Genomic DNA, 23,516 nt, shown 5'->3' with positions numbered 1-23,516 from the left:
GACGAACTGGATGTGTTTGATAGCAGTGCATTCAATGACAATTTACCGGCCAACATCACTGGTGCCTTGGGCACTAAAAGTGAAATCTGGACTATCGGTGTGAACTGGTATGTCAATGACAATATTCGCTTTATGGCGAACTATGTTGATTCTGATATCAAATCTGATGCAGCTAACAATGCTGAAGGCGATATCAAAGCGTTCTTATTGCGCGGTCAGGTTTCATTCTAATTTGAAGCAAGCTATCTCCTGAGAAAAAGCCCCACCTTAGTTTTTAAGGTGGGGCTTTTTTTTAAAACTAATTTCTTCAACTACTCTTAATTTGTGGAGTTACACTATGAATGTTATGTCACGTTTAGTGATGTTATCGATAACCAGCCTGAGTTTATTCAGCAGTCTGGCATTAGCTGATGATCATCTTGCCCAAGTTAAAAAAGGTGATGTTATACCCGTTCAATTACACCAACTTAAACCAACACAAGCTTCTGTTGGTTATGACCAAGTGTTTTATAAGCTGGGTCGTTATGATGATGACTCTGAAAAGAAATTTGATGAAATCTGCGAAGCCAATGGCCAGAAAGCCATTAAAGATTTTTCAGCAAAATCTAATGTAGCTGTGCCAGGTTCATTCGAATGTACCGATCCTGTTGGTACTGCCACGAAAGATATGAAAACCGTGGTGATTGGCCCTGATAACGGTTTGTATCTGACCGATGGTCATCATACGTTCAACGTGTTCTGGCATATGCCGGATGGCGGTGCCAACTTTGAAGTGCATGTCGTTGTTGCTGACGATTACCGTGATTTAGCGTCGATGGATGAGTTCTGGAGCAAGATGCAAGCGGAAAACAACTTATGGTTGTATGACGATAAGTTTGAACCGATGGAGCACAGCGCCCTGCCAGAAAGCCTGGGTTTGGAGAACTTTCACAACAATCTTTATCGCTCACTGGTTTACTTTGCCCGTGAAATTGCCTGGGATAAACCTAAGCCAGCCATCAACTTTGTGGAGTTTTACTGGGGTAAAGAGATCTATTCAAAGGTTGATTTAAGCCAATATGATCTGAACTCGATGAAAGGCTATAAAAAGGCCGTTAAAGATGTTGCCGAAGCCATTCTGGCAGTAAAAGGTAATAGTGTAGGTGGCCTAGCAAAATCGCCTAGCCATATGGGACAGTACGAAGGTTTTGATAAAAAGGAATTTGAAAAGCTGTTCCGTGCCAATAAGAAAATCGACTATACGCTACGTTATAAAAAACAAATGAGCGCCAATGGTTTGAGTTTTGACAAAGCTGTGAATCACAGCCAAATCATGCAACTTAAAGATACGTTCACCTTATCTTCGAACCAAGACTTAATGGCGGTTCCCGCCATTAATGTCGACGGTGAAGTCAATGCTCTGATTGAAATCCCAACGGGAACGTCTGCCAAGTGGGAAATGAACAAAGACAATACTCAGGAAATTATCTGGGAAATGAAAAATGACAAACCGCGTATCGTAAATTACCTGGGTTATCCGGGTAATTACGGCACCATCCCAGGCACTGCGATGCCAAAAGAACTGGGCGGGGATGGCGATCCATTGGATGTTTTGGTGTTAGGTCAATCCATTCCTCGTGGCGAAGTCTTGTCAGTGCGTTTGATTGGTGTATTAAAAATGTTGGATGGTGGTGAACAGGATGACAAATTGATTGCTGTGATCACTGAAGACAGTCCTTTCGCTAACGTCGAGTCGATGAAACAACTGGATGAAGAGTTTCCGGCCGTTTCCGAAATCGTTCGTCTCTGGTTTGAAAACTACAAAGGCCCAAATGGCGGCATGGAGGCACAAGGCTTCTCTGATCATCAAGAAGCAATGAATGTCTTAAAACAAGCAATGAATGCCTACCAAAACAGCTTGAACTAATGACCTGACTAATGATGGCGTAACAGTGACTCTTGGTGATATCAAGGTTCTGTTACACCATCATTTTTCTTTGTTATCCCATTTTTAAGTCCTCATTAATTGATGAGTCCTTGGCAAAATATTTTCCGGATTCAATATGACTCAAGAAGAACTATTACAATTTAGGTCATTGGAAGACATCCTTGCCACGGCGGCACTCACTCCGATTTTTCAACCGATTGTTTCGTTGAAGAGCCATCAGATATATGGCTATGAGGCGCTGATCCGCGGTCCATCCGACAGTGTTTTACACTCTCCGATAAACCTTTTTGATGCTGCCAGCAGGCATGGTCGGCTCGCTGAACTGGATCTACTCTGCAGAGAAATCGCCATTGCCCGCTTTGGTGAATTAAATCTTAATGCCAAACTGTTTATCAACACCATTCCGGCAGCGTTATTACAACCCGATTATCCGCATGGATTAACGGCAAAGTTTCTCAAAAAAGCCCGGATTCCCGCCGAACAAGTCGTTATAGAATTAACCGAGCAATATCCAATTGACGATTACGATCTGATGCGTGAGGCGACCGCACACTATCGTGATATGGGTTTTTCTATTGCGATTGATGATTTAGGCGCAGGCTATTCCGGACTACGAACCTGGTCTGAATTAAAGCCGGATTACGTCAAGCTGGACAGGCACTTCATGCAGAATATTCATGAAGATCAGCAGAAAAAACAATTTGTGCAATCGATGATTGATATCGCCCTTAGCAGTAATTGCCGGGTAATCGGTGAAGGTGTTGAAGTGCGTGAAGAATACTTAGTGGCGCAATCGATGGAAATGCATTTTGCCCAAGGCTATTACTTTTCCAGACCAACAACAACTCCTAAAAGAGATTTATCACCCGCTTTATTTGCCAAACGACAAACCCGAGAAAACATCCCTTCTGGCGTACCACGTTCCGATTCATTGGTGGGCACTCTGTTAACCCAACTCACCCCTGTCCGAACTTACCATGACGTAAATCACGTCGGCGAACGTTTTCAGAGCGCGGTGAAATTAGCTTCTTTACCGGTATTAAACGATAACGACAGCATTGCAGGAATGGTATGGCGGGATGAATTTATGACGCTGTATGCCAGCCGTTATGGTCGGGATCTGCATGGTCGTAAGCCTATTCATTTATTTATGGACAGGAGACCGATTATTGCCGAAACCTCGATGCCGCTGAAAAACCTCAGTCAGCAAATCACCAGTCAGGATTCTTCCCAGCAGCACAGCGTCTTTATCATTTGTGAACAAGGCTATTATCGAGGTGTAGGCAGTTTGATGGATTTGCTGCGACAAATTACCGACTTGCAACTGACTATCGCTCGTCACGCCAACCCACTAAGCGGGTTGCCAGGCAATGTGCCGCTCAATGAGCATATTCAACAAGCTATTCAACAGAAACGCCATGCCACGGTGTGTTATTTCGACTTGGATAATTTCAAACCCTATAACGACACCTATGGCTATAACAAAGGCGACAAAGTTATTAATAAAACCGCCAAACTTCTCAGTCAGCATTTGGATCTGGAGGTGGATTTTCTAGGCCATGTCGGTGGTGATGATTTTATTGTGATATTTGACAGCAAGGATTGGCAAAGCCGTTGCAAAAAAATGCTGAAAACATTTGAATCACTCTATGTTGAGCTGTACACAACAGAACACTTGCAGCAAGGTGGCATTCAAGCTCAAGACCGTCATGGACAACAGGTATTTTATCCATTATTGAGCTTATCTATCGGTGCGGTAACTATCAGTGATTTTGATTATCTCAGAGATGAAACTGATTTGGCTGAATATGCCACTAAAGCAAAGTCCAAGGCAAAGAAAATTCCCGGCAACAGCTTGTATCAACTCAAACCGTCAGATTGCCCGCCGCTGGCAAATGCCAGCTAAGCAGATATCAGCGTGCGTTTACCACAGACTTGTTTAACTGCTGCAAAACATAATTGACGCGTTGTTTGATTTTTTCACGAGTCAGGCGAAATTCCGCGAGGATTTCTTCTTCTGTGCCACGATATTTCGCCGGATCGGTCAAGGGCAGATGTAAACGCAAGGTATGTGGACTTACGATGGGGCACTGCTCATCGGCGTTTTCACATAAGGTGACCAATAAGTCGGCCCACTCCAGCATTTCGCCATTAACCCGGATGGATTCTTGTTGCGAAATATCAATACCAACTTCTGCCATCACTTTGATGGCCTGAGCATTTTGACCATGCGCTTCTATTCCGGCAGAACGTATTTCAACATCATCACCAGCCAAAAATCTTGCCCACCCTTCAGCCATTTGTGAGCGACAGGAATTTCCCGTACATAAAAACATGATTCTGAACTTTTCCATAACCCACCTCTTTTAATTCACCACTCAGACTAGCAAGCTTTTATGACAAAGCCATTAACACTTATTAAGACTTGCTAATGATTCTTAACTGCACTTGAAATCAGCCGTATTCCTTCTGCTAGAATGGTGCTTTAATCTAAAGCCGGATACACGTGTGAAAAAAATCATTATCAGCTTGTTGCTTATTGCCAGCCCAATCTTAATGCCAGGAATCAGTGCGGCCCAGACAACTCGTTACGTATCAGATGAACTTGAAATTACCATGCGTAATGGTCAGGGGTTGGAATTTGGTATTCGTAAAATGCTTAAATCCGGCACCGAGCTGACAGTGTTGGAAAACGATCCATCCGGCTATTCCAAAGTACGCACCAAGGATGGCGTGGAAGGCTGGGTACTGTCACGTTACTTAAACAACAACCCCAGTGCACGTGAACAACTGGCCGCTAAAGAACAACGTATCGCCAACCTTGAACTGGAAGTCACCAGTTATAAAGAAGAACTGGCCCAACTCAGCTCACAAACTTCAGAAGCTGACGATCAAAATATGACCCTCAAAGAAACGGCGCAGCGCCTCAGTAAAGAGCTGGATGATTTACGCCGTACCGCTTCGAATGCAGTGGCACTGGAAAACGAAAATCGCCAGCTAAAAGAACGTCTGCAGCAAATTGACCATGAGATTCAATCCATCGTTATCGAAAACAACACACTGAAAGACAATGATGCAAAGAACTGGTTTTTGATTGGTGCCGCCGTATTATTTGGCGGCATACTTATTGGCCTGGTAATGCCAAGCCTGAGAATGCGCAAAAAAAGTTCATGGGGCAATTTCTAACCCTTGATGACAAAAGCGCCACGATAAATCGTGGCGCTTTGTTGATTAAGATTCGTTCTGCGTGATGACCACTTCACGTTTGGTATGACCATCACGCAAATGTTCCAGATTCTCACCAGCCAACGTTCCACCATCAATTTGGTAAGCCTTACCGAACCCCTTCACATAACGTCCGCCTCGCGGTTTAAGCTTGAACAAGCGGAAATCACTTAACTGACTCAAGTTGGTAATACGTTGTCCATGACGCTCAGTTAACAACGCGATCCCTACATGCCATGCATCTGATTCGACCTGGATCCATTCCGCCTCGACTTGATAGGTCACCCGTAAGCGGGCAAATAACTCAATGGCTGAATCCTCATCTTCAATAATCAGTACCGAAGCTTGTGGATGAATCCGCAGATTCACACCATGTACAGCAATATCACTTAGCAAGACATAAAGACAGTCGCGTCCTACTGCAAATGCCGCGTAAGATGCGTATGGATGGTTGTTTTCATCAAGCGTCGACAACATCAGCGTTTTACGGCTATTGACCATCATCATGATTTCATCGCTGATTTGTTTTTCCAAACCTTTATTTTTCATTTCAGTGCCTGTTGATATTGCTGCATTAACTGATAAAACTTTTCGCGTTGTGATGCGATTAATTCGCCCTGTTCATCACGACCGAGAAACACTTTGAAGATCACTTCGCCGTTTACATCTTCAAACACAAAGGCATAACTTTCCCGGCCACGATGTGGTTTGGTCTGGAAGCTGATTTGCTCAACCTTCTGCAGATTAAGATGTCCATGAAAGCCGCTGCCATCTGCTTGCAGGTTATAGAAACCTTCCGCCAAGCTGCCTTTTGGAAAAGATCCACCAAACTCAAATACGCTGCCACCATGTATCACTATGGTGGTCATCGGTCCCCACTCACAAATCTGTTCCAATAATTGTTGGGCATTTTGTCCAGGCATTATTGATGCCTGTGTTGCTGTTTGTTCCTGTTGCATGGATATCTCCACTTTAGAACTGATAGCGTACAGCCAATCTTACATCACGTCCTGGCATATAAAGCTCCTGAAACGCCACACGATAATATTGATCAGTCAGATTGTTCACGCTGAGATCCAGTTTAAGATTCGGCATACTGATTGGCTCCCAGGTGGCATAAATATCAGCCAGGGTATAACGATCATAATCACGACTATCATCAGAGGGAGTGCGATTTTGTGCCTGAATGTGGCTAACTCGTAAACCGGTTTTGACATTATGGTTGATAAAACGCTGACTTAAATCCAATACCCATTTATCGGCCGGAATACCACTGAGTTTTTCGCCAGTTTGTTTATCTTCCCCACGGGTCTGACCATAAGATAATGCAGCAGCAAAATCATTTAATTCATAGTTGAAAGTCAGCTCAAAACCTTTTAATCGCGCCTCATCAACGTTGTTATACGTGGTATGACCAGCATCGATACTGAAAAATGGTGGAAATGGTAAAGATGAAAAAACAGGATTATCTACACGCTGCTCAATAAAATTATCCACATTGTTGTAAAACACTGCTGCATTAATGCCAAAACGATCCTGGTGGGTAAAGACATCCTGTGTCTTAAAGTCAGCAATAAACTCGATATTTTGAGATTCTTCCGCTTTCAAGTCGGGATTAGCTAAAAAGGTATTACAGGCACTGGAGGCAATACAAAAATGTGTGCCAGTGGTATATAACTCTTCTGCCGTTGGCGCCCGGAAAGCTTCATCGTAACGTAATGTCAAATTGAGTTTGTCAGTTGTCTGCCATACCAAAGCCACTGAAGGTGAAAACGCGTTATCACTACGATCATTATTTAAATTTTTAGCTTCCGTGCTGAAATAATCGTATCGCCCGCCCAGCTCCAGACGCCATGCTTCGGCAAACGGAATATGTACCTCGGTAAATGCACCCCAAACTTCTGTGGTGGCATCAGGCGGTGTGGGTCGATTCAATCCTCCGCGATTACTAGTTAATTTATCCTGATAGCCATCAACACCATAGATAAAACTGGTATCGCCCAGTTCTGTCCGGTTATTCAGGTTTAACCCAAGTGTTTCGATCTCAGTCCGATCAGAACGTCGATCGGATAAGCGATATTCCTGCATCTCGGTATTGTTCCAGTAAAACATCAGTTGGGCATTAAGCAAGTCACTGTTCGGATTGAGACGATAATCCACCGAAGCATGATCGGTCTGATTCTGACGATGAATCATAAAATTTGATGAATTCACTTCGGCTGAACCATTGGAGGGAATCTCGCCATTGACATCAGAACTACGCAAATTAAATGTCGCGGTCTGTGCATCATCAATAAACCAGTCTACTTTGGCCATCACGCCTTTATCTCGTGCAGCAGAACCTTCCAGATTCTTACCATTACCGAGTTCCGTATCATTACCGTCACGATAAAAACCAGAAACCAGCCAGTCGAGATTTTCAAAACGTCCAGCCAGTGCTGTGGTGGTCAACCACTTATCGCTGTTGCTGTGATAACCCTGCTTGATAAAACCACCAAAATCTCTGGTACCCAACAGATCATCTGCATGAATAGTGTTTTGTGAAACCACACCACCCAGCGCGCCGGAACCCCATAACGCACTACTCGGCCCTTTAACGACTTCGACACTTTTGATTAATTCCGGATCCAGAAAATAGGTTGGCCGGTGACCTGACATAAAGTTTTGTCGGACGCCATCCACCAGCTGTAACACCTGGTTATCACCCAAACCGCGGATATTTACGTTCTGAACATCTTCTCTTGGTCCGCCACTTAGCGTGACATTAGGTAGATGCGACACTGTTTGTGGCACCGAAGTCGCCTGAATTTCATCCAGTTCTGTTTTATCAATAACTGTGATATTGCGACTCGGTGGGGCTGATTGCTCGGCATTACGCGTTGCGGTGATCTTGATTTCTTCCATTTCCAGAGGAAATTGAGCATAGCTGTTTGTTGATAGCAGTGGCGTAATGAAAAGTACAGACTGAATCAGGGTTGGTAAGAGTTTGTGTTGAGTGTTCATCTTTTCCTCAGCGTAAGGTGCGCCTTAAATAAAGCAACTTGTTCAAAAAAGTTGATTAGCAGTCATTAAATGCTGCAATAGACGGCAAAATTATCACACCCAGCAATTCATGTAAATAATAACAATTATCATTTAGATTTGAGTTAACAAACAATTAATTTATGGTTAAACTCGTCCACTTGCTTCTATGTTGCTCGTGGTTACCCGAGCGCACAACGAATCACAACCTGCGTTTGGAGTTAGTCATGTATCAATCTGTTTTCAGTTGTCGTTCAATAAGAAAACTATTTTACGGGGTTCTGTTGTTTTTCAGTGGACAGATTGCCGTAGCAGAACCACTTGATGCTCAAAGAATTATCAGTGTCGACAGCAATGCCACTGAAATTTTGCTGGCATTAGGGGTTGGCCCACAAATCGTTGCTATCGATATCACCAGTGAGTCATTGCTAGATGGCCAACATGTCGAAAAGCTCGGTTATCATCGTGCGCTTTCAGCCGAGGCAATTTTGTCATTACAACCTGATCTGATAGTTGGCAGCGATCATACTGGCCCCGCTCCCACGCTTAGAGCAATTGAAAGTTCACAGATCAATTTTATCCAACTGAATAGTCCAAAAACCATTGCTGACTTAAACAGGAATATCCAACAGTTAGCCAAAGCGCTTGGCCAGGAAAATATCGGCCAACAGTTAATTGACGATATTCACGCATTGGAAACAACCATCGTCGGCAATCTAAATGGATCTACTTTAAAAATGGTTTTTCTGCTGGATTTGAATGATCGCGGTTTATCACAGGCAGGCAAGGACACTGTCGGCAACGCGCTGATAAATATGCTTGATGGTCGTAATGTCAGCGAATTCAATGGTTATCAGTCGGTCTCATTGGAGTCTGTTCTGGTCATGAATCCTGATGTCATCATGGTTGGAAGACGCAGTAATGGCGCACCAGAAACAGAACAACTTCTATCTCGATACCCTTTACTTAAAAATACCTCTGCCGGACAAACACAACGCATTATCAGTATCGATGCCAGCAAGTTAATCGCGGGATTGAGCATAACCGCAGTGCAACAAGCAAAGCAGCTGGCAGAAATAATTTATTCCTCTCGATGAGTTACGCCAAATATTTACCTGCCAGCCTACATGGCTGGCGCCGTGGCATCTGGTTAGTCATGAGTCTGTTGTTACTGCTGAGTGTATTGTTATCAATCATGCTGGGACCAATGACCTTACCAGCAAAACAAAGCTTTTTGAGCATAATTGATCAATTCCTTCGCAGTGAATTCAGTCAATTGAATGAATTTCAAACAGCTATTATCTGGGAGTTACGCTGGCCGCGAACCCTGCTTGCCATCTTTATCGGTGCGTTATTGGCTATCTGCGGTGCGGTCACTCAGGGATTATTCCGTAATCCCCTGGCTGATCCCGGCATTATCGGCGTATCTTCGGGGGCGGGTCTTGGTGCAGCTATTGCCATTGTGCTTTTACCTGCTTCTCTCAGCTATCTGACGACTCCAATAGCAGCCTTTCTCGGTGGTCTGATAACCACCTTATTGGTGTATCGGCTGGCACAATCACAAAATGGCGGCACCTCGGTATTAATTCTGTTGTTGGCAGGCGTTGCCATAGCGGCTTTCAGCGGTGCGATTATTGGTTTTATGACCTATATTGCCAGTGATATGGCTTTACGTGAATTGACTTTGTGGGGCATGGGCACACTGAATGCTGCAAACAGTACATCGATATGGCTCTCTGCAATAGCTTGCCTGAGTTTATTGGTGTTTTACCAAACTCAGGCACCAGCACTGAATGCTTTTCTGCTGGGTGAAGCCGAGGCCCGCCATCTGGGTATTAATGTCGAGCGATTAAAATTACAAGTAATCGTGGTCACAGCTATTGGTATCGGTATTGCCGTTTCAGCTACCGGCATTATCGGCTTTGTCAGTCTGGTAGTACCGCATCTGGTGAGAATGACTATGGGGCCGGATCATAGATTATTACTGCCATTATCTGCGCTTACCGGGGCGGTTTTATTACTGATGGCGGATATTGGTGCCAGAGTAATTCTGGCTCCAGCAGAGTTGCCTGTTGGATTAGTCACAGCCCTCATCGGCGCACCATTTTTTGCTTTTTTGCTGATTCAGCAACGCAAAAGACTCAGTACACTGTAAGCAAACTATTATGCTGACTATTGAAAAACTGATCGTTAAACAAGAACACCGGCAAATTCTGGACTTGCCACAGGCCAGTCTGAAGTCTGGAGAATTAATTGCGGTTCTGGGGCCAAATGGTGCGGGTAAATCCAGTTTAATCAAAACAATTTGTGGTGAATGGTCTGCCAGCCAAGGCAAAATCCATCTGCATAAAAAACCATTACATCAATGGTCCAGGCAATTATTGGCCAGACATCTTGGTGTTTTGCCACAGACCAGTCAGTTATCCTTTCCATTTAAAGCAAAAGAAGTCGTCGCTATCGGTGCCACACCACTGAATCTGAATCGTTTTGCACTTGAGGATGCGGTGCAAAAGTGGATGCAGACCACGGATACCAGGCAATTTGCTGACAGAATTTATACCAGCTTATCGGGCGGTGAACGGCAACGGGTACAATTGGCCCGAGTGTTGTTGCAATTGTCTCAGGCGGAACATGCGCCATTGTTGTTGCTTGATGAACCTACATCAGCCCAAGATCTTGGGCAGCAACATCAGTTATTGAATTTGGTAAAATCGCTTTGTCAGGAAAATGGCTTTGCCGTCATCAGTATTTTGCATGATCTGAACCAAGCAAGCCGTTATGCTGACAAAGTGTGGCTTTTACATCAGGGTGAACTCGTCGCCCAAGGCTCACCAGCGCAGGTGCTTCAGCCTGAAACAGTAATGAAAATATGGGGTTATCTTCCGGAGCTGTTTTTTAACAGCCAAGGCCAGCAAATACTGGTCTAGGGTCTGTTAATCTTTATAGCCACGGATGATCCCGTTACATTCCTGCCTACCGACCGTAAAGAATTGATTAACATCCATGAGCACAGAAACCAGCTATCAGCTTAAAGGCATACTCAAACAAGCGTTGAGTTATAAAAAGCATCTGATCAAAGCCAACCTGATCGCGCTGATTGCTACCATCTGTGCGGTGCCAGTACCGTTATTGCTTCCGATAATGGTGGATGAAGTGTTGCTCAATCAGCCCGGCGCCGCTGTGGCATTTATTTCTTCTTTTACACCCCCAGAATGGCACGGCCCTATTCTGTTTATCAGTGCCATGCTGATTCTGACCTTGGTATTACGTTTGGCCTCATTGGTATTAAACGTATTGCAATCACGTTATTTCACCATTATCGCCAAACGCATTACTTTCCGAATTCGCCGCCAGCTGATTAAACGGCTCGGCAAAATTGCCATCAGTGAATATGAAACCCGCGGAAGTGGCGGAATTTCCTCGCATTTTGTCACTGATATTGAGGTGATTGATAACTTTATCGGCAACACCATCAGCCGGTTTATCGTGGCGGTACTGAGCATTATCGGCACCGCCGTTATCCTGCTGTTTTTGCACTGGCAGCTGGCGTTACTGATTCTGTTTATGAATCCGCTGGTGATTTATTTCACGATGCGTGTTGGCAATCAAGTTAAAAATCTGAAAAAAAATGAAAACACCGCGGTCGAGATTTTTCAGCAAAGTCTGACCGAAACGCTCGACGCTATTCAGCAAATCCGTGCGGCTAATCGTGAAAAACATTATTTCCTGCGGGTTATCGATAAAGCCCGTGGAGTTAGAACTCACGCCACCGATTATGCCTGGAAAAGTGATGCAGCCAATCGCATTTCCTTTATGATTTTTCTGTTTGGCTTTGATGTATTTCGCGCGGTAAGCATGTGGATGGTGGTGTTTTCCGATCTGAGTATCGGCCAGATGTTTGCCGTGTTTGGCTACCTCTGGTTCATGATGGGACCAGTGCAGGAAGTGTTGAATATTCAGTACGCGTATTATGCTGCTGGCGCTGCGGTGTCTCGATTAAACAAGTTGTTTTCGTTAAAACAGGAAGTGATTTATCCAGCCAAAACCAATCCGTTTGTTGATGGCCAAGCTAGTAGTATCCGTATCGAAAACCTGCATTTCAGTTATGACGAAAATAATCCGGTGCTCAGTGGCGTCTCGCTGGAAATCAAAGCAGGTGAAAAAGTCGCTTTGGTCGGTGCCAGCGGTGCAGGTAAATCAACCTTGGTCAACGTGTTATTGGGTTTATATCCGGCCGATAAAGGCATGGTGTATTTCAATGATGTGCCGGTCAGCGAAATCGGACTGGCAGGCGTGCGTGAGCATGTGGCGACGGTATTACAGCACCCGGCATTATTTAATGACTCGGTGCGGGAAAATATTACGCTGGGACGTGATTATTCAGATAAGGCGATCTGGCAGGCGATTCAAACGGCACAGATTGAAGATGTGATTCTGGCGATGCCGAAAGGTCTGGATACCTTGATTGGCCGTTCAGGCGTTAAACTCTCGGGAGGTCAGCGCCAACGCCTCGCCGTCGCACGAATGGCATTGATGAATCCCAGTGTGGTGGTTTTGGATGAAGCAACCTCAGCACTCGACAGCAATACCGAACATCATCTGCATATTGCCTTGGCAGATTACCTGAAAAACCGCACGACTATAATCATTGCACATCGCCTAAGTGCTGTTCGGCAAGCGGATCGTATTGTGGTGTTTGACGGTGGAGAGATTATTGCCGACGGTGATCATGACAGTCTGATTGAGCAACAGGGCATTTATCAAAAACTCTATGCCCAACAAATTTAGGATTTAAGAATAAACCACGGGAGCACAGAGGTTTATTTGAAAATCCTCCCGGTTTTTTTAAAGCTTACCCACAGATGCCTATATACGTATCAGCAGGCTTAATAGTCTGCTGATACGCTGCACTGTCTGTGTCTCTGTGGATATGGTTAAAAGCTCAGCGACGTTTCAGTTGCTCAACATCACGCACTGCACCTTTTGCCGCAGAGGTGGTCAGAGCTGCATAAGCCTGCAAAGCAAGACTGACTTTACGATCCCGATTGACCGGTTTCCAGGCCATTTCACCACGCTGTTCCATCGCAATACGTCTTTCTGCCAGTTGGGCATCGGTTAGTTCAACATTGATACTACGGCCTGGGATATCAATGTGAATGATATCGCCTTCATCGACCAGGCCAATATTGCCACCTTCTGCTGCTTCCGGTGAAGCATGTCCAATCGATAAACCGGAGGTACCACCAGAGAACCGGCCATCGGTCAACAACGCACACAGTTTGCCGAGCCCTTTCGATTTCAAATAGCTGGTCGGATACAACATTTCCTGCATACCGGGGCCGCCTTTCGGTCCTTCGTAACGAATCAAAACAACATCCCCCGCCTGAACCTGTTCAGTCAAAATAGCTGTAACAGCATGATCCTGAGATTCAAAAATACGTGCCGGACCAGAGAATTTTAAAATTGATTCATCAACGCCGGCCGTTTTAACAATGCAGCCCTCTTCGGCCAGATTACCGTACAAAACCGCCAAACCGCCGTCTTTGCTATAGGCATGTTCAATATTACGAATACAGCCATTTTCCCGATCCAGATCTAATGACGGCCAGCGGCAGTCCTGACTGAATGCTGTTTGGGTTGGAATACCGGCAGGACCAGCAAGATAACGTTGTAATGCTGGTTCATGATCAGTGCGAGCCACATCCCACAACGCCAGACCTTCAGCCAGCGTTTTACTGTGAACTGTAGGAACATCGGTATGTAATAAACCGCCCGCAGCCAGTTCAGACAATATACTGATAACACCACCCGCACGATGCACATCTTCCATATGATATTTGTTAGTCGCCGGAGCTACTTTACAAAGATTGGGGATCTTGCGGGACATCCGATCGATATCGGCCATAGTGAAATCCACTTCACCTTCATGTGCTGCTGCCAGTAAATGCAAAACAGTGTTAGTAGAACCGCCCATGGCGATGTCCAAAGCAATAGCATTTTCAAATGCCGCTTTGCTGGCGATGGAACGAGGTAACACATCCTCTTCATTATTTTCGTAATAACGTTTTGCCAAATCGACGATGCGACGGCCCGCTTCCAGAAACAGTTCACGACGATCAGCATGGGTTGCAAGCAATGATCCATTACCCGGCAATGACAGGCCCAATGCTTCTGTCAGACAGTTCATCGAGTTTGCAGTGAACATGCCCGAGCAGGAACCACAAGTTGGGCAGGCACTACGCTCAACCTGAGCCACATCTTCATCACTGACATTGTCGTCTGCCGCCTGCACCATCGCATCAACCAGATCGAGTTTGACATCCAAACCGGCCAGTTTGGTTTTACCGGCTTCCATCGGACCACCAGAAACAAATACCACTGGAATATTCAACCGTAATGCCGCCATCAGCATGCCAGGAGTGATCTTGTCGCAGTTGGAAATACACACCAACGCATCAGCACAATGGGCATTGACCATGTACTCAACCGAGTCAGCGATAATTTCGCGCGACGGCAGACTGTAAAGCATGCCGCTATGACCCATTGCGATACCATCATCGACCGCAATTGTGTTGAATTCTTTCGCAACTCCGCCAACGCGTTCAATTTCACGCGCGACTAATTGACCCAAGTCCTTCAGATGAACATGACCCGGCACAAACTGTGTGAAGGAGTTCGCAATCGCTATAATAGGTTTGCTGAAATCATCATCCTTCATGCCTGTGGCCCGCCATAAAGCACGAGCGCCCGCCATATTACGGCCGGCAGTAGAGGTTCTTGAACGATATTCAGGCATTGATTTTCTCCAACAAAAATTGAGACTGGGTATCTGTTTGAAACAGGACAAAGACGCCAGTTTATCCAAGAGATTTTACACGCAACTTGGCAAGCGTGCTGAGACTACGATAAAAAGACATTATGAATTCATCATCACAACATCCTACTGACGCGCATTTCGCCACCACAACCTCCTGGTTCAGAGCGGCTGCACCTTATATTCATGCGCACAGTGGTGCGACATTTGTTATTGCTTTTGATGGTGAAACTGTCGCAGCAGATAACTTTGATCACTTGATTCATGATCTGGCCATCCTTAATAGCCTGGATATTCGTCTGGTGCTGGTTTTCGGGGCACGACCTCAAATTGAAGCTAAATGTGAAAAGCTTGATATAGCTGTGAAATATCATCGCGGCTTGCGGATAACTGATGATGCCAGTCTGCAAGTTGCCCGTGCTGTTGTAGGTGATTTACGCATCGCCATTGAATCCAAACTCTCTTTTGGCTTACCGCACACACCGATGGCTGATTCACGGATTCGCTGTGTCAGTGGCAATCTGGTGACTGCCCGTCCTGCCGGCATTCTTGATGGTGTTGATCTGGGACATACCGGTGAAGTCAGACGTATTGATGCCGAAGCTATTCAACAACAATTAAGCAATGGCAATTTAGTGTTGCTGCCGCCTTTAGGTTACTCACTCACTGGTGAAATTTTTAATTTATCAGCCGAGGCCATTGCGACTGCCGTAGCCAGCAGATTACAGGCCGACAAACTGATTTTTATTGGTCAGAGCAATGCCGAACTGCCGCGTGAAATCACGCTACAACAAGTCAAAGATTATGATCATCCGTCACTGAATGCTGCTGTCGCTGCCTGTGAAGCAGGTGTTGACCGGGTACATTTACTGGATCGTTCCATTGATGGCGCATTACTGCAGGAATTATTCAGCCGTGACGGTGTGGGCACGTTAATCAGTGCGACCTCTTTTGAAACCACTCGCCAAGCCACTATTGAAGATGTCGGTGGTATCCTGGAATTATTACAACCTCTGGAACAAAGCGGTGTATTGGTCAAACGTTCGAGGGAATTGCTGGAGCGGGAAATCGAACATTTCACAGTGATGGAGCGTGATAGCACAGTAGTGGCTTGCGCAGCGTTATATCCATACCCGGAAAACAATGCCGCTGAATTGGCGTGTATGGCGATTTCACCAGATTATCGCCATCAGGGTCGTGGTAAGCAGTTATTGTCGACGTTGGAAAAACAAGCCAAAGCAGCCGGATGGATGAACCTCTATGTGCTGACGACTCAAACTGCACATTGGTTTATTGAACATGGTTTTCAGCCATCGGCCATCAGTGACTTACCGATGCAAAAACAGGCCTTATACAATTATCAGCGTAATTCCAGCGTATTTAGAAAATCGCTGGCTTAACTTATTGATGAATCCTGCTTACCGGCACGTTTTCGATATTCAGGAAATAATAACGGGGCAAATTCGTGCAGTGCTTTTTCATACACCCGGCGTTTGAAAAAGACGATTTCCTCGACCGGTGTCCAATAATCCACCCAACGCCAATCATCAAACTCAGGTTTGTCATGCAGATCCAGTCTTACATCAGTTTCATTACCGGTGAATCGCATCAGAAACCAGCGTTGTTTTTGGCCGATACACAATGGTTTATTGCCATAACGCAGATAACGTTTAGGCAGACGGTAACGCAACCATCCCCGAGTGGTGGCTAGCAACTCAACATGTTCACGCCCCAGGCCGATTTCTTCCGTCAGTTCACGAAAGGCTGCCTGTTCAGGCGTTTCATTATTTTTAATGCCGCCCTGGGGAAACTGCCATGAATCATGTTGGGCACGTTGCGCCCACAACACCTGGTTGAGATCATTGCAGAGGATTATCCCCACATTGGCTCTAAAGCCATCTTTGTCTATCACGGTTCAATCTCTCGCCGGGGGCAACGATAAGCACGGGCCGCCAGCACAATTATTTATAATAAGTTTAGATTAGTGAATGAGACATGAGGATGCAACGCATTTTGTCTTACAATAGGCGCTCATTTTATCGGGACATGACCAGTTACAATGGCTTTAGCAATATTTGATTTAGACAATACCTTACTCGGTGGTGACAGTGATTATTTGTGGGGGCGCTATTTGGCGGAAAATAACATCGTAGATCCGCAGAGTTATCACGACACCAATCTGGCTTATTATCACGACTATCAAGCAGGCCAGCTGGATATCAATGCATTTCTGCAGTTTGTGTTTGAACCGTTGGCAAAAAACAGCATGCAGGATCTGTTGAGCTGGCGTGCGGATTACCTGCAACAGAAAATCCTGCCAATTATTCTGCCAAAAGGTCGCGAGTTGATTGAACATCACCGTCGGCAAGGCGACATTCTGTTAATTATCACCGCCACCAATAGTTTTTTAACCACACCCATTGCTGAAATATTAGGTATCGACAATCTGATAGCTACCGATCCGGAAATGGTTGATGGTCGCTATACCGGTCAGGTTCAGGGTGTGCCGTCATTTCAACATGGCAAAGTAACTCGTCTACAACATTGGTTAGCGAAGCATGGCTACGATTTGGATGGCAGTTATTTCTACAGTGATTCACACAATGATCTGCCATTATTGGAGCAGGTCGATACACCTATCGCAGTAGATCCGGATGAGACATTGGCCGAAATTGCACGACAACGTGGCTGGAAAATCCTCAGCCTGCGTGAATAATTGCTACAATTCGGGGTTTTAATCACTTAAATTCAGGCCATCAATTATGGAATGGGAAGTTGTTATCGGGTTAGAGATCCATACCCAACTTGCAACCAAAACAAAAATTTTCTCCGGAGCAGCAACAGCTTACGGTGCAGCACCTAACTCTCAGGCATGTGCCGTTGATCTGGGTTTACCAGGTGTACTGCCGGTGTTAAATAAAGAAGCGGTACGCATGGCTGTTAAATTCGGTCTTGCCGTGGATGCTGAAATTGCCGATCGCTCGGTGTTTGCCCGCAAAAATTACTTCTATCCTGATTTACCTAAAGGCTACCAAATTAGCCAGTTTGAATTACCGATTGTCGGTAAAGGTCAACTCACCGTCGAAATGGAAGATGGCAGCGAGAAAGTTATTGGCATCACCCGTGCCCATCTTGAAGAAGACGCCGGTAAATCCTTACACGAAGATTTTCACGGTCAAACCGGCATCGATTTAAATCGTGCTGGTACACCATTACTGGAAATCGTTTCTGAGCCGGATATGCGCAGTGCCAAAGAAGCCGTTGCCTATATGAAAAAAATCCACTCCTTGGTGCGTTATCTGGAAATCTGTGACGGCAATATGCAGGAAGGCTCATTTCGCTGTGATGCCAACGTTTCCGTACGCCCTAAAGGTCAGGAAAAATTCGGTACCCGTGCTGAACTGAAAAACATCAACTCATTCCGTAATGTCGAACGCGCAATCAATATCGAAGTTGAACGGCAGATTGATGTGATTGAATCCGGTGGCACAGTGGTTCAGGAAACCCGTCTGTATGATGCGGATAAAAATGAAACCCGCTCCATGCGCAGTAAAGAAGAAGCCAACGACTATCGTTACTTCCCGGATCCAGACTTATTGCCATTAGTGTTGGATGAAGGACTGCTCGAACAGGTCCGTGCCACTTTGCCTGAATTACCAAACGAAAAACGCGATCGTTTTGTCAGTGAAATGGGCTTATCCAAATACGATGCAAGTGTATTGACCAGCAGTCGTGAACTGGCTGATTATTTCGAAGCAGTGCTTGCTGCAACCGGCAATAAAGATCCCAAACAATGTGCCAACTGGGTCATCGGCGATCTGTCTGGCGCGTTAAATAAAGCAGGTTTGGAAATCACCGAATCACCGGTAACGGCAGAACAACTTGGCAGTGTGTTATTACGCATCCAGGACAACACCATCTCAGGCAAAATCGCCAAGCAGGTATTTGAATCCATCTGGAATGGCGAAGGTGCGGATGCCGATGCGGTGATCGAATCCAAAGGCCTTAAACAGGTGACCGATACCGGTGCCATTGAAGCTATGATTGATGAAGTGATCGCCGCTAATCCTGAGCAATTACAACAATATCGTGATGGCAAAGAGCAGTTATTCGGCTTTTTTGTAGGCCAGGTAATGAAAGCCTCTAAAGGTCAAGCCAATCCAGGTCAGGTGAATGATATTCTCAAACAAAAATTAGCCGGTTAGCTTTTTGGCTTAAAATGATAAAAGCCCTGACGTTACTATACGTTCAGGGTTTTTTTATGCCCCGAATTTGTGCAAATCAGTTCACATTTTGAATTAAGCTACTCCCAGTATTCTGTGAACTGATGTAGTATCGGCTGAGGTTTTTGAACACATTTAACAAGGAAGCTAATGATTCATTTAAATTTCAGGATGTTAGGTTTACGCAAATGAAGTTTGTACAGGAACATCTACCCTCCAAGAGCGGTTTTAACAAACTCTCCTCAACAACGTCGTTGAGTGAAGCGAACTGGGTGTTGGTTTTCGGCTCAGTTAACCGTTTCAGTGAACGTAACTTTGCCAGTCAATTACAGAAACGCTATCCCAATGCCCAAATCATCGGATGCACTACTTCCGGGGAAATTACCGGTGACGGCGTATTTGATGACAGCGTACATATCACCGCCATGCATTGGCAACGTAGTGAGCTTCGCTTTATCTGCAAACCGGTAAACAGCATGGAACAGTCTCATGCGTTAGGTGCTCAGATTGCCAACGAGTTACTTTCTCCAGATTTGAAAGGCGTATTTGTGCTCAGTGACGGCCTAAATGTAAATGGTTCAGAACTGGTTGAAGGTTTGCAGGAAGTTTTACCCAACACGCCTATTACAGGCGGTCTGGCGGGCGATGATGCCAAATTTACCAAGACATTGTTACTGAATAATGACCAAATCAAAGATCGTATTGTGATTGCCGTAGGGATTTATGGCAAAGATGCGATTGTGACCAGCGGCGCATTGGGTGGTTGGAAACCATATGGTCCACCAAGACGTATCACTAAGGCCATTAAAAATGTGGTCTATGAAATGGATAACAAACCCGCCTTACCGCTTTATAAAATGTATATCGGCTATTACGCCAGCGAACTGCCCTCCTCCGGCCTTAATTTTCCGTTCGCTATCATGGATGACAAAAACGTCAATGTAATACGAACCTTGCTATCGATTAACGAAAAAGAAAACAGTATGACCTTTGCCGGTAATATTGCTGAAGGGGCAACAGTGCGTTTTCTGAAATCCGATCATGATCAACTGGTCGCCGGAGCCAGTGACGCCGCCCGGCAGATTTTATTGAAGAAAGTGGATATTAACGATAAAGCCCTGGCCATCTGTGTCAGTTGTGTCGGTCGTAAACTTGTGATGGAAGAACAGGTTTCAGATGAAGTCTATGCAGTGCAACGCCTCTTAGGCATGCAAACCGGAATCACCGGCTTTTACTCAAATGGCGAAATATGTTCCGGTGAAGACGATAGTCACAGTCAGTTACATAACCAGACCATGACTATCGCTTATTTAAGCGAACATAACGCCTAAGCCAATTCTCTTGCCGCGGCTAGCAATGCTAGCCGCGCAATCACGCCATAGGCATAAAACCGGTTCGGCTCAGCATCCGGTTTATCAAATTTATCCGGGGTAATACAGGACTGAGCAAATGCCAGTGGCTCAAAGTGCATTCCCGGAGCATTAAGATTTTCATCAATGCCTCGGCCAGTATGCACACGATAAAATCCACCGATAACAAAGTGATCCATCATGTAAATAACGGGTTCCGCAACGGCCTGATCTTCACCCAGCGTTTCAAATGTATAAACCCCTTCCTGAACCAACACATTATCGACTACCAATCCCTCTTTGGCTGAGGACATCTTGGTGCGTTGTTTACGATTCAGGTTCAAAAGCTCATCAGCACTTTTCACCATCATAATGCCCATGCCGTAGGTCCCGGAATCCGCTTTCACCACCACAAAAGGTTCACGGTCAATGCCGTATTGATCGTATTTATTCTGAATGGCCGTGAGCAGAGTATTTACATTACGCGCCAGGCATTCCATGCCACTGCGCTCCATAAAATTCACTTCACCGCATTGCAACGTCAGCGGTGATACCAACCATGGATCAATATCAAGCTGCTCTGCAAAAGCATGTGCAACCATCGAATAATGGGTGAAATGATCGGATTTCTTGCGCGTCGACCAACCGGCTTTCAGAGGTGGCGCAAGTTGCTGCTCCAGCCCTACCAAAATTGCCGGGCGCCCACCGGACATATCATTATTCAATAACACCAGGCATGGTGAAAAATCGCCAATCGCCACTCGATTACCCTGTCGTTCCAATGGTGAAATTTCACAGGTTTTTCCAGAGGGTAATTCTACTTGTATGGTTTCGGTAATATCTTCACGTAAACTGGCAATGCGCGCTTCCAGACCAGCTTTTTCGAAAATATCCCTTAAGGTTTCTACACTTTCCATATAAAACAGGTTGCGTGTGTGGTTTTCCGCAATGATCAACACCCGTCGAGCTTTTGGACAAAGCCGTTCAACCGCTGACTGCGCCGCTTGAACACATAAGGGCATAAATGCCGGATTCAGATTATTAAACCCTGCCGGAAATAAATTGGTATCGACCGGTGCCAGTTTAAAGCCGGAATTTCGCAGATCAACCGACGCATAAAAAGGTGCTGGGGTTTTCAGCCACTGTTCACGTAACCAGCATTCCACATCAGCTTGACGTTTAAGTAAATGCGATTCCAATTCCAGTAATGGCCCGTTCAGGGCTGTGGTGAGATGCGGTACGGCTGATGTCATGTTGTACTCTCTGAATCAATATAAATGAGGCTGGCAGGGCTATGGTCACTTAACCTTTATCATCGCCATTGATGCAGCGATGAGAGATAAATAGACCCCAGTTACTGTGATATGGGACACAGATTGGATATTTCAAGTCATACATACTCTGCCATGCGTTTAGAAATGAAGGAATAACAGTCCACCACATCGAAAGTAGTCACTAGCCTGACGATCAAAAATGGGTTATCTTCAGGGCTGATTTTAATCGAATGTGTCGGGCTGTAGGTACAAATGACCGTGAGTGAGACTTTATCAGAATTTTCGGGCCTTAAGGTGATGGTCATCGATGACAGCAAAACGATTCGCCGCAGTGCTGAATCCCTGCTGCAGAAAGCAGGCTGTGAAGTACTGACCGCGGATAATGGTTTTGAAGCATTGCCAATCATCAGTGGACAGCATCCCGATATCATTTTTATCGATATCATGATGCCGCGACTGGATGGTTATCAAACCTGTGCCTTGGTAAAAAATAATCCCAAATACCGGGATATTCCTGTAGTGATGCTATCCAGTAAAGATGGTTTATTCGACCGAGCAAAGGGGCGGGTTGTGGGAGCAGAACAATATTTGACAAAGCCTTTTACCCGCGATGATCTATTGGATGCGATACGGACGCATTTGCTCGATAAAAACAAGGACGCGTAGATTTTATATGGCTTTAATTTTAATAGCCGATGACTCGCCAACAGAAGTGTATGTATTACAGAAAATGTTGGAAAAAAATGGCCATGAAGTCATCGTCGCCACAGATGGCGAGCAGGCGGTTGCAATGGCGCAATCCCAGTTACCTCAATTAATTTTGATGGATGTTGTCATGCCAGGTTTAAATGGGTTTCAGGCGACTCGACGGCTGACTAAAGATAATGCCACGGCTCATATTCCGATTGTAATTGTTTCATCCAAACATCAGGAAACCGATCGAATGTGGGGTATGCGCCAGGGAGCACGAGGCTATCTGGGCAAACCGGTGGCCGAAGATGATTTGATATTACAAATAAATGAATTGGTGGAAGTGTCAGCATGACCACAATGGACAATCCGGCAGATATCATTGCCATCCTTAAGGATATAGAACGACGCAGCCAGCAGCGCATTGCTGGCTTATCACAGCAAGACAATATGGAAGGCGCCTGGACAGCCATCGGCTTTCGTCTGGATAACCTGCATCTGCTTATTCCGCTTGGTCAATCACGCGAGGTGTTTCCATTACCGCAGCAGATTACTCCCGTTCCAAAATCACAGCCTTGGGTGGTCGGCATGACCAGCCTGCGTGGTGATTTACTCCCACTTATCGATTTGAACCTGTTCCTGCAAGGCAGCAGCAGTCCTACCGATAAACGCAAACGCGTTATTGTTTTGAATCATCCTGAGTTTTTTACCGGATTGATTGTAGATGAAGTGTTTGGCCTGAAGCATTTCCAACGCCAACCGGAACCGGCTGATGCCAGACAACACATGCATCTGAAGCCGTATTTGCAAGGTCGACTTTATCAGCAGGAAACCTATTGGCATGTTTTCAGCTTGCTTAAATTAGCTGAAGATCCCAGATTTTTGAATGCAGCCGCTTAACGATTTTATTTCAGGACTCGCCCTATGAACGCCACCAGTAAACTGTTTTTTTCTTCGCTGCTCAGCGGCAAAAATCTGTTTTACCTCATCTTG

The 23,516-nt window shown here is 45.4% G+C and carries 22 protein-coding genes; 15 read left to right on the top strand and 7 right to left on the bottom strand.

Going from position 1 to position 23,516, the window contains the following annotated elements:
* The 3 genes from Q7V21_RS00705 to Q7V21_RS00695 form a co-directional block, all read left to right on the top strand.
* The coding region (locus tag Q7V21_RS00705) for a porin (protein ID WP_304915456.1) at positions 1-231 on the top strand (231 nt) is incomplete at its 5' end.
* A gap of 106 nt (positions 232-337) precedes the next feature.
* Positions 338-1,906 (top strand): ParB-like protein, encoded by a 1,569-nt coding sequence (locus Q7V21_RS00700; protein ID WP_304915455.1) that lies wholly within the window; start codon positions 338-340, stop codon positions 1,904-1,906.
* Positions 1,907-2,042: 136 nt separating this feature from the next.
* A complete protein-coding gene (locus tag Q7V21_RS00695) occupies positions 2,043-3,833 on the top strand; it encodes a bifunctional diguanylate cyclase/phosphodiesterase (RefSeq protein ID WP_304915454.1) in 1,791 nt (596 codons plus the stop codon).
* Positions 3,834-3,840: 7 nt separating this feature from the next.
* Here Q7V21_RS00695 and Q7V21_RS00690 read toward each other — a convergent pair whose 3' ends face one another.
* On the bottom strand, positions 3,841-4,281 hold the full coding sequence (locus Q7V21_RS00690) for an arsenate reductase ArsC (protein ID WP_304915453.1): 441 nt from the start codon (positions 4,279-4,281) through the stop codon (positions 3,841-3,843).
* Positions 4,282-4,435: 154 nt separating this feature from the next.
* Here Q7V21_RS00690 and Q7V21_RS00685 point away from each other — a divergent pair, with 154 nt between their 5' ends.
* Positions 4,436-5,113 carry a TIGR04211 family SH3 domain-containing protein gene (locus tag Q7V21_RS00685; RefSeq protein WP_304915452.1) on the top strand — a complete coding sequence of 226 codons (678 nt, stop codon included), beginning with the start codon at positions 4,436-4,438 and terminating at the stop codon, positions 5,111-5,113.
* 45 nt (positions 5,114-5,158) lie between these two features.
* On the opposite strand, the gene Q7V21_RS00680 is transcribed toward Q7V21_RS00685, so the two are convergent.
* From Q7V21_RS00680 to Q7V21_RS00670, 3 genes are read right to left on the bottom strand one after another with little or no spacing between them, the layout of a single operon-like run.
* Positions 5,159-5,701 (bottom strand): HugZ family protein, encoded by a 543-nt coding sequence (locus Q7V21_RS00680; protein ID WP_304915451.1) that lies wholly within the window; start codon positions 5,699-5,701, stop codon positions 5,159-5,161.
* On the bottom strand, positions 5,698-6,111 hold the full coding sequence (gene hutX / locus Q7V21_RS00675) for a heme utilization cystosolic carrier protein HutX (RefSeq protein ID WP_304915450.1): 414 nt from the start codon (positions 6,109-6,111) through the stop codon (positions 5,698-5,700). Before hutX ends, Q7V21_RS00680 begins: the two co-directional genes overlap by 4 nt.
* 13 nt (positions 6,112-6,124) lie before the next feature.
* Positions 6,125-8,155 carry a TonB-dependent hemoglobin/transferrin/lactoferrin family receptor gene (locus Q7V21_RS00670; protein ID WP_304915449.1) on the bottom strand — a complete coding sequence of 677 codons (2,031 nt, stop codon included), beginning with the start codon at positions 8,153-8,155 and terminating at the stop codon, positions 6,125-6,127.
* Between the two features lie 245 nt (positions 8,156-8,400).
* On the opposite strand from Q7V21_RS00670, the gene Q7V21_RS00665 reads away from it, so the two are divergent.
* From Q7V21_RS00665 to Q7V21_RS00650, 4 genes are all read left to right on the top strand, one after another.
* Positions 8,401-9,270: a hemin ABC transporter substrate-binding protein gene (locus tag Q7V21_RS00665; protein WP_304915448.1), complete on the top strand. Its 870-nt coding sequence runs from the start codon at positions 8,401-8,403 to the stop codon at positions 9,268-9,270.
* Positions 9,267-10,328 carry an iron ABC transporter permease gene (locus Q7V21_RS00660; RefSeq protein ID WP_304915447.1) on the top strand — a complete coding sequence of 354 codons (1,062 nt, stop codon included), beginning with the start codon at positions 9,267-9,269 and terminating at the stop codon, positions 10,326-10,328. Before Q7V21_RS00665 ends, Q7V21_RS00660 begins: the two co-directional genes overlap by 4 nt.
* A gap of 10 nt (positions 10,329-10,338) precedes the next feature.
* Positions 10,339-11,100 carry a heme ABC transporter ATP-binding protein gene (locus Q7V21_RS00655; protein ID WP_304915446.1) on the top strand — a complete coding sequence of 254 codons (762 nt, stop codon included), beginning with the start codon at positions 10,339-10,341 and terminating at the stop codon, positions 11,098-11,100.
* A 76-nt stretch (positions 11,101-11,176) separates the two neighbouring features.
* A complete protein-coding gene (locus Q7V21_RS00650) occupies positions 11,177-12,961 on the top strand; it encodes an ABC transporter ATP-binding protein (protein WP_304915445.1) in 1,785 nt (594 codons plus the stop codon).
* Positions 12,962-13,115: 154 nt separating this feature from the next.
* Here Q7V21_RS00650 and ilvD read toward each other — a convergent pair whose 3' ends face one another.
* Positions 13,116-14,969, bottom strand: coding sequence for a dihydroxy-acid dehydratase (ilvD, locus tag Q7V21_RS00645; protein ID WP_304915444.1), 1,854 nt, complete (start codon positions 14,967-14,969; stop codon positions 13,116-13,118).
* 122 nt (positions 14,970-15,091) lie between these two features.
* Between ilvD and argA the strand changes: the two genes are divergently transcribed.
* The gene (gene argA, locus Q7V21_RS00640; protein WP_304915443.1) at positions 15,092-16,387 is read left to right on the top strand and encodes an amino-acid N-acetyltransferase; all 1,296 of its coding nucleotides are present in this window, start codon (positions 15,092-15,094) and stop codon (positions 16,385-16,387) included.
* On the opposite strand, the gene Q7V21_RS00635 is transcribed toward argA, so the two are convergent.
* On the bottom strand, positions 16,384-16,899 hold the full coding sequence (locus tag Q7V21_RS00635; protein ID WP_304915442.1) for an RNA pyrophosphohydrolase: 516 nt from the start codon (positions 16,897-16,899) through the stop codon (positions 16,384-16,386). The two genes, argA and Q7V21_RS00635, sit on opposite strands and share 4 nt — an antisense overlap.
* 147 nt (positions 16,900-17,046) lie before the next feature.
* On the opposite strand from Q7V21_RS00635, the gene Q7V21_RS00630 reads away from it, so the two are divergent.
* From Q7V21_RS00630 to Q7V21_RS00620, 3 genes are all read left to right on the top strand, one after another.
* On the top strand, positions 17,047-17,703 hold the full coding sequence (locus Q7V21_RS00630) for an HAD family phosphatase (protein WP_304915441.1): 657 nt from the start codon (positions 17,047-17,049) through the stop codon (positions 17,701-17,703).
* A 46-nt stretch (positions 17,704-17,749) separates the two neighbouring features.
* The gene (gatB, locus tag Q7V21_RS00625; protein WP_304915440.1) at positions 17,750-19,192 is read left to right on the top strand and encodes an Asp-tRNA(Asn)/Glu-tRNA(Gln) amidotransferase subunit GatB; all 1,443 of its coding nucleotides are present in this window, start codon (positions 17,750-17,752) and stop codon (positions 19,190-19,192) included.
* A gap of 206 nt (positions 19,193-19,398) precedes the next feature.
* Complete coding sequence (locus Q7V21_RS00620) at positions 19,399-20,541, top strand: FIST signal transduction protein (RefSeq protein WP_304915439.1); 1,143 nt, start codon at positions 19,399-19,401, stop codon at positions 20,539-20,541.
* Here the strand turns inward: Q7V21_RS00620 and gshA are convergent.
* On the bottom strand, positions 20,538-21,812 hold the full coding sequence (gene gshA / locus Q7V21_RS00615) for a glutamate--cysteine ligase (protein WP_304915438.1): 1,275 nt from the start codon (positions 21,810-21,812) through the stop codon (positions 20,538-20,540). The genes Q7V21_RS00620 and gshA overlap by 4 nt on opposite strands.
* 279 nt (positions 21,813-22,091) lie before the next feature.
* On the opposite strand from gshA, the gene pilG reads away from it, so the two are divergent.
* Genes pilG through Q7V21_RS00600 form a run of 3 tightly spaced genes read left to right on the top strand, consistent with a single transcriptional unit; the run spans position 22,092 to position 23,423 of the window.
* Positions 22,092-22,499 carry a twitching motility response regulator PilG gene (pilG, locus tag Q7V21_RS00610; protein ID WP_281198070.1) on the top strand — a complete coding sequence of 136 codons (408 nt, stop codon included), beginning with the start codon at positions 22,092-22,094 and terminating at the stop codon, positions 22,497-22,499.
* A 7-nt stretch (positions 22,500-22,506) separates the two neighbouring features.
* Positions 22,507-22,878, top strand: coding sequence for a twitching motility response regulator PilH (gene pilH / locus Q7V21_RS00605; protein WP_304915437.1), 372 nt, complete (start codon positions 22,507-22,509; stop codon positions 22,876-22,878).
* Positions 22,875-23,423 (top strand): chemotaxis protein CheW, encoded by a 549-nt coding sequence (locus Q7V21_RS00600; protein ID WP_304915436.1) that lies wholly within the window; start codon positions 22,875-22,877, stop codon positions 23,421-23,423. Before pilH ends, Q7V21_RS00600 begins: the two co-directional genes overlap by 4 nt.
* The last annotated feature ends 93 nt before the right edge of the window (positions 23,424-23,516 follow it).

Source organism: Methylophaga sp. (assembly GCF_030651745.1).
This window is presented reverse-complemented; position numbering and strand designations above follow the sequence as displayed.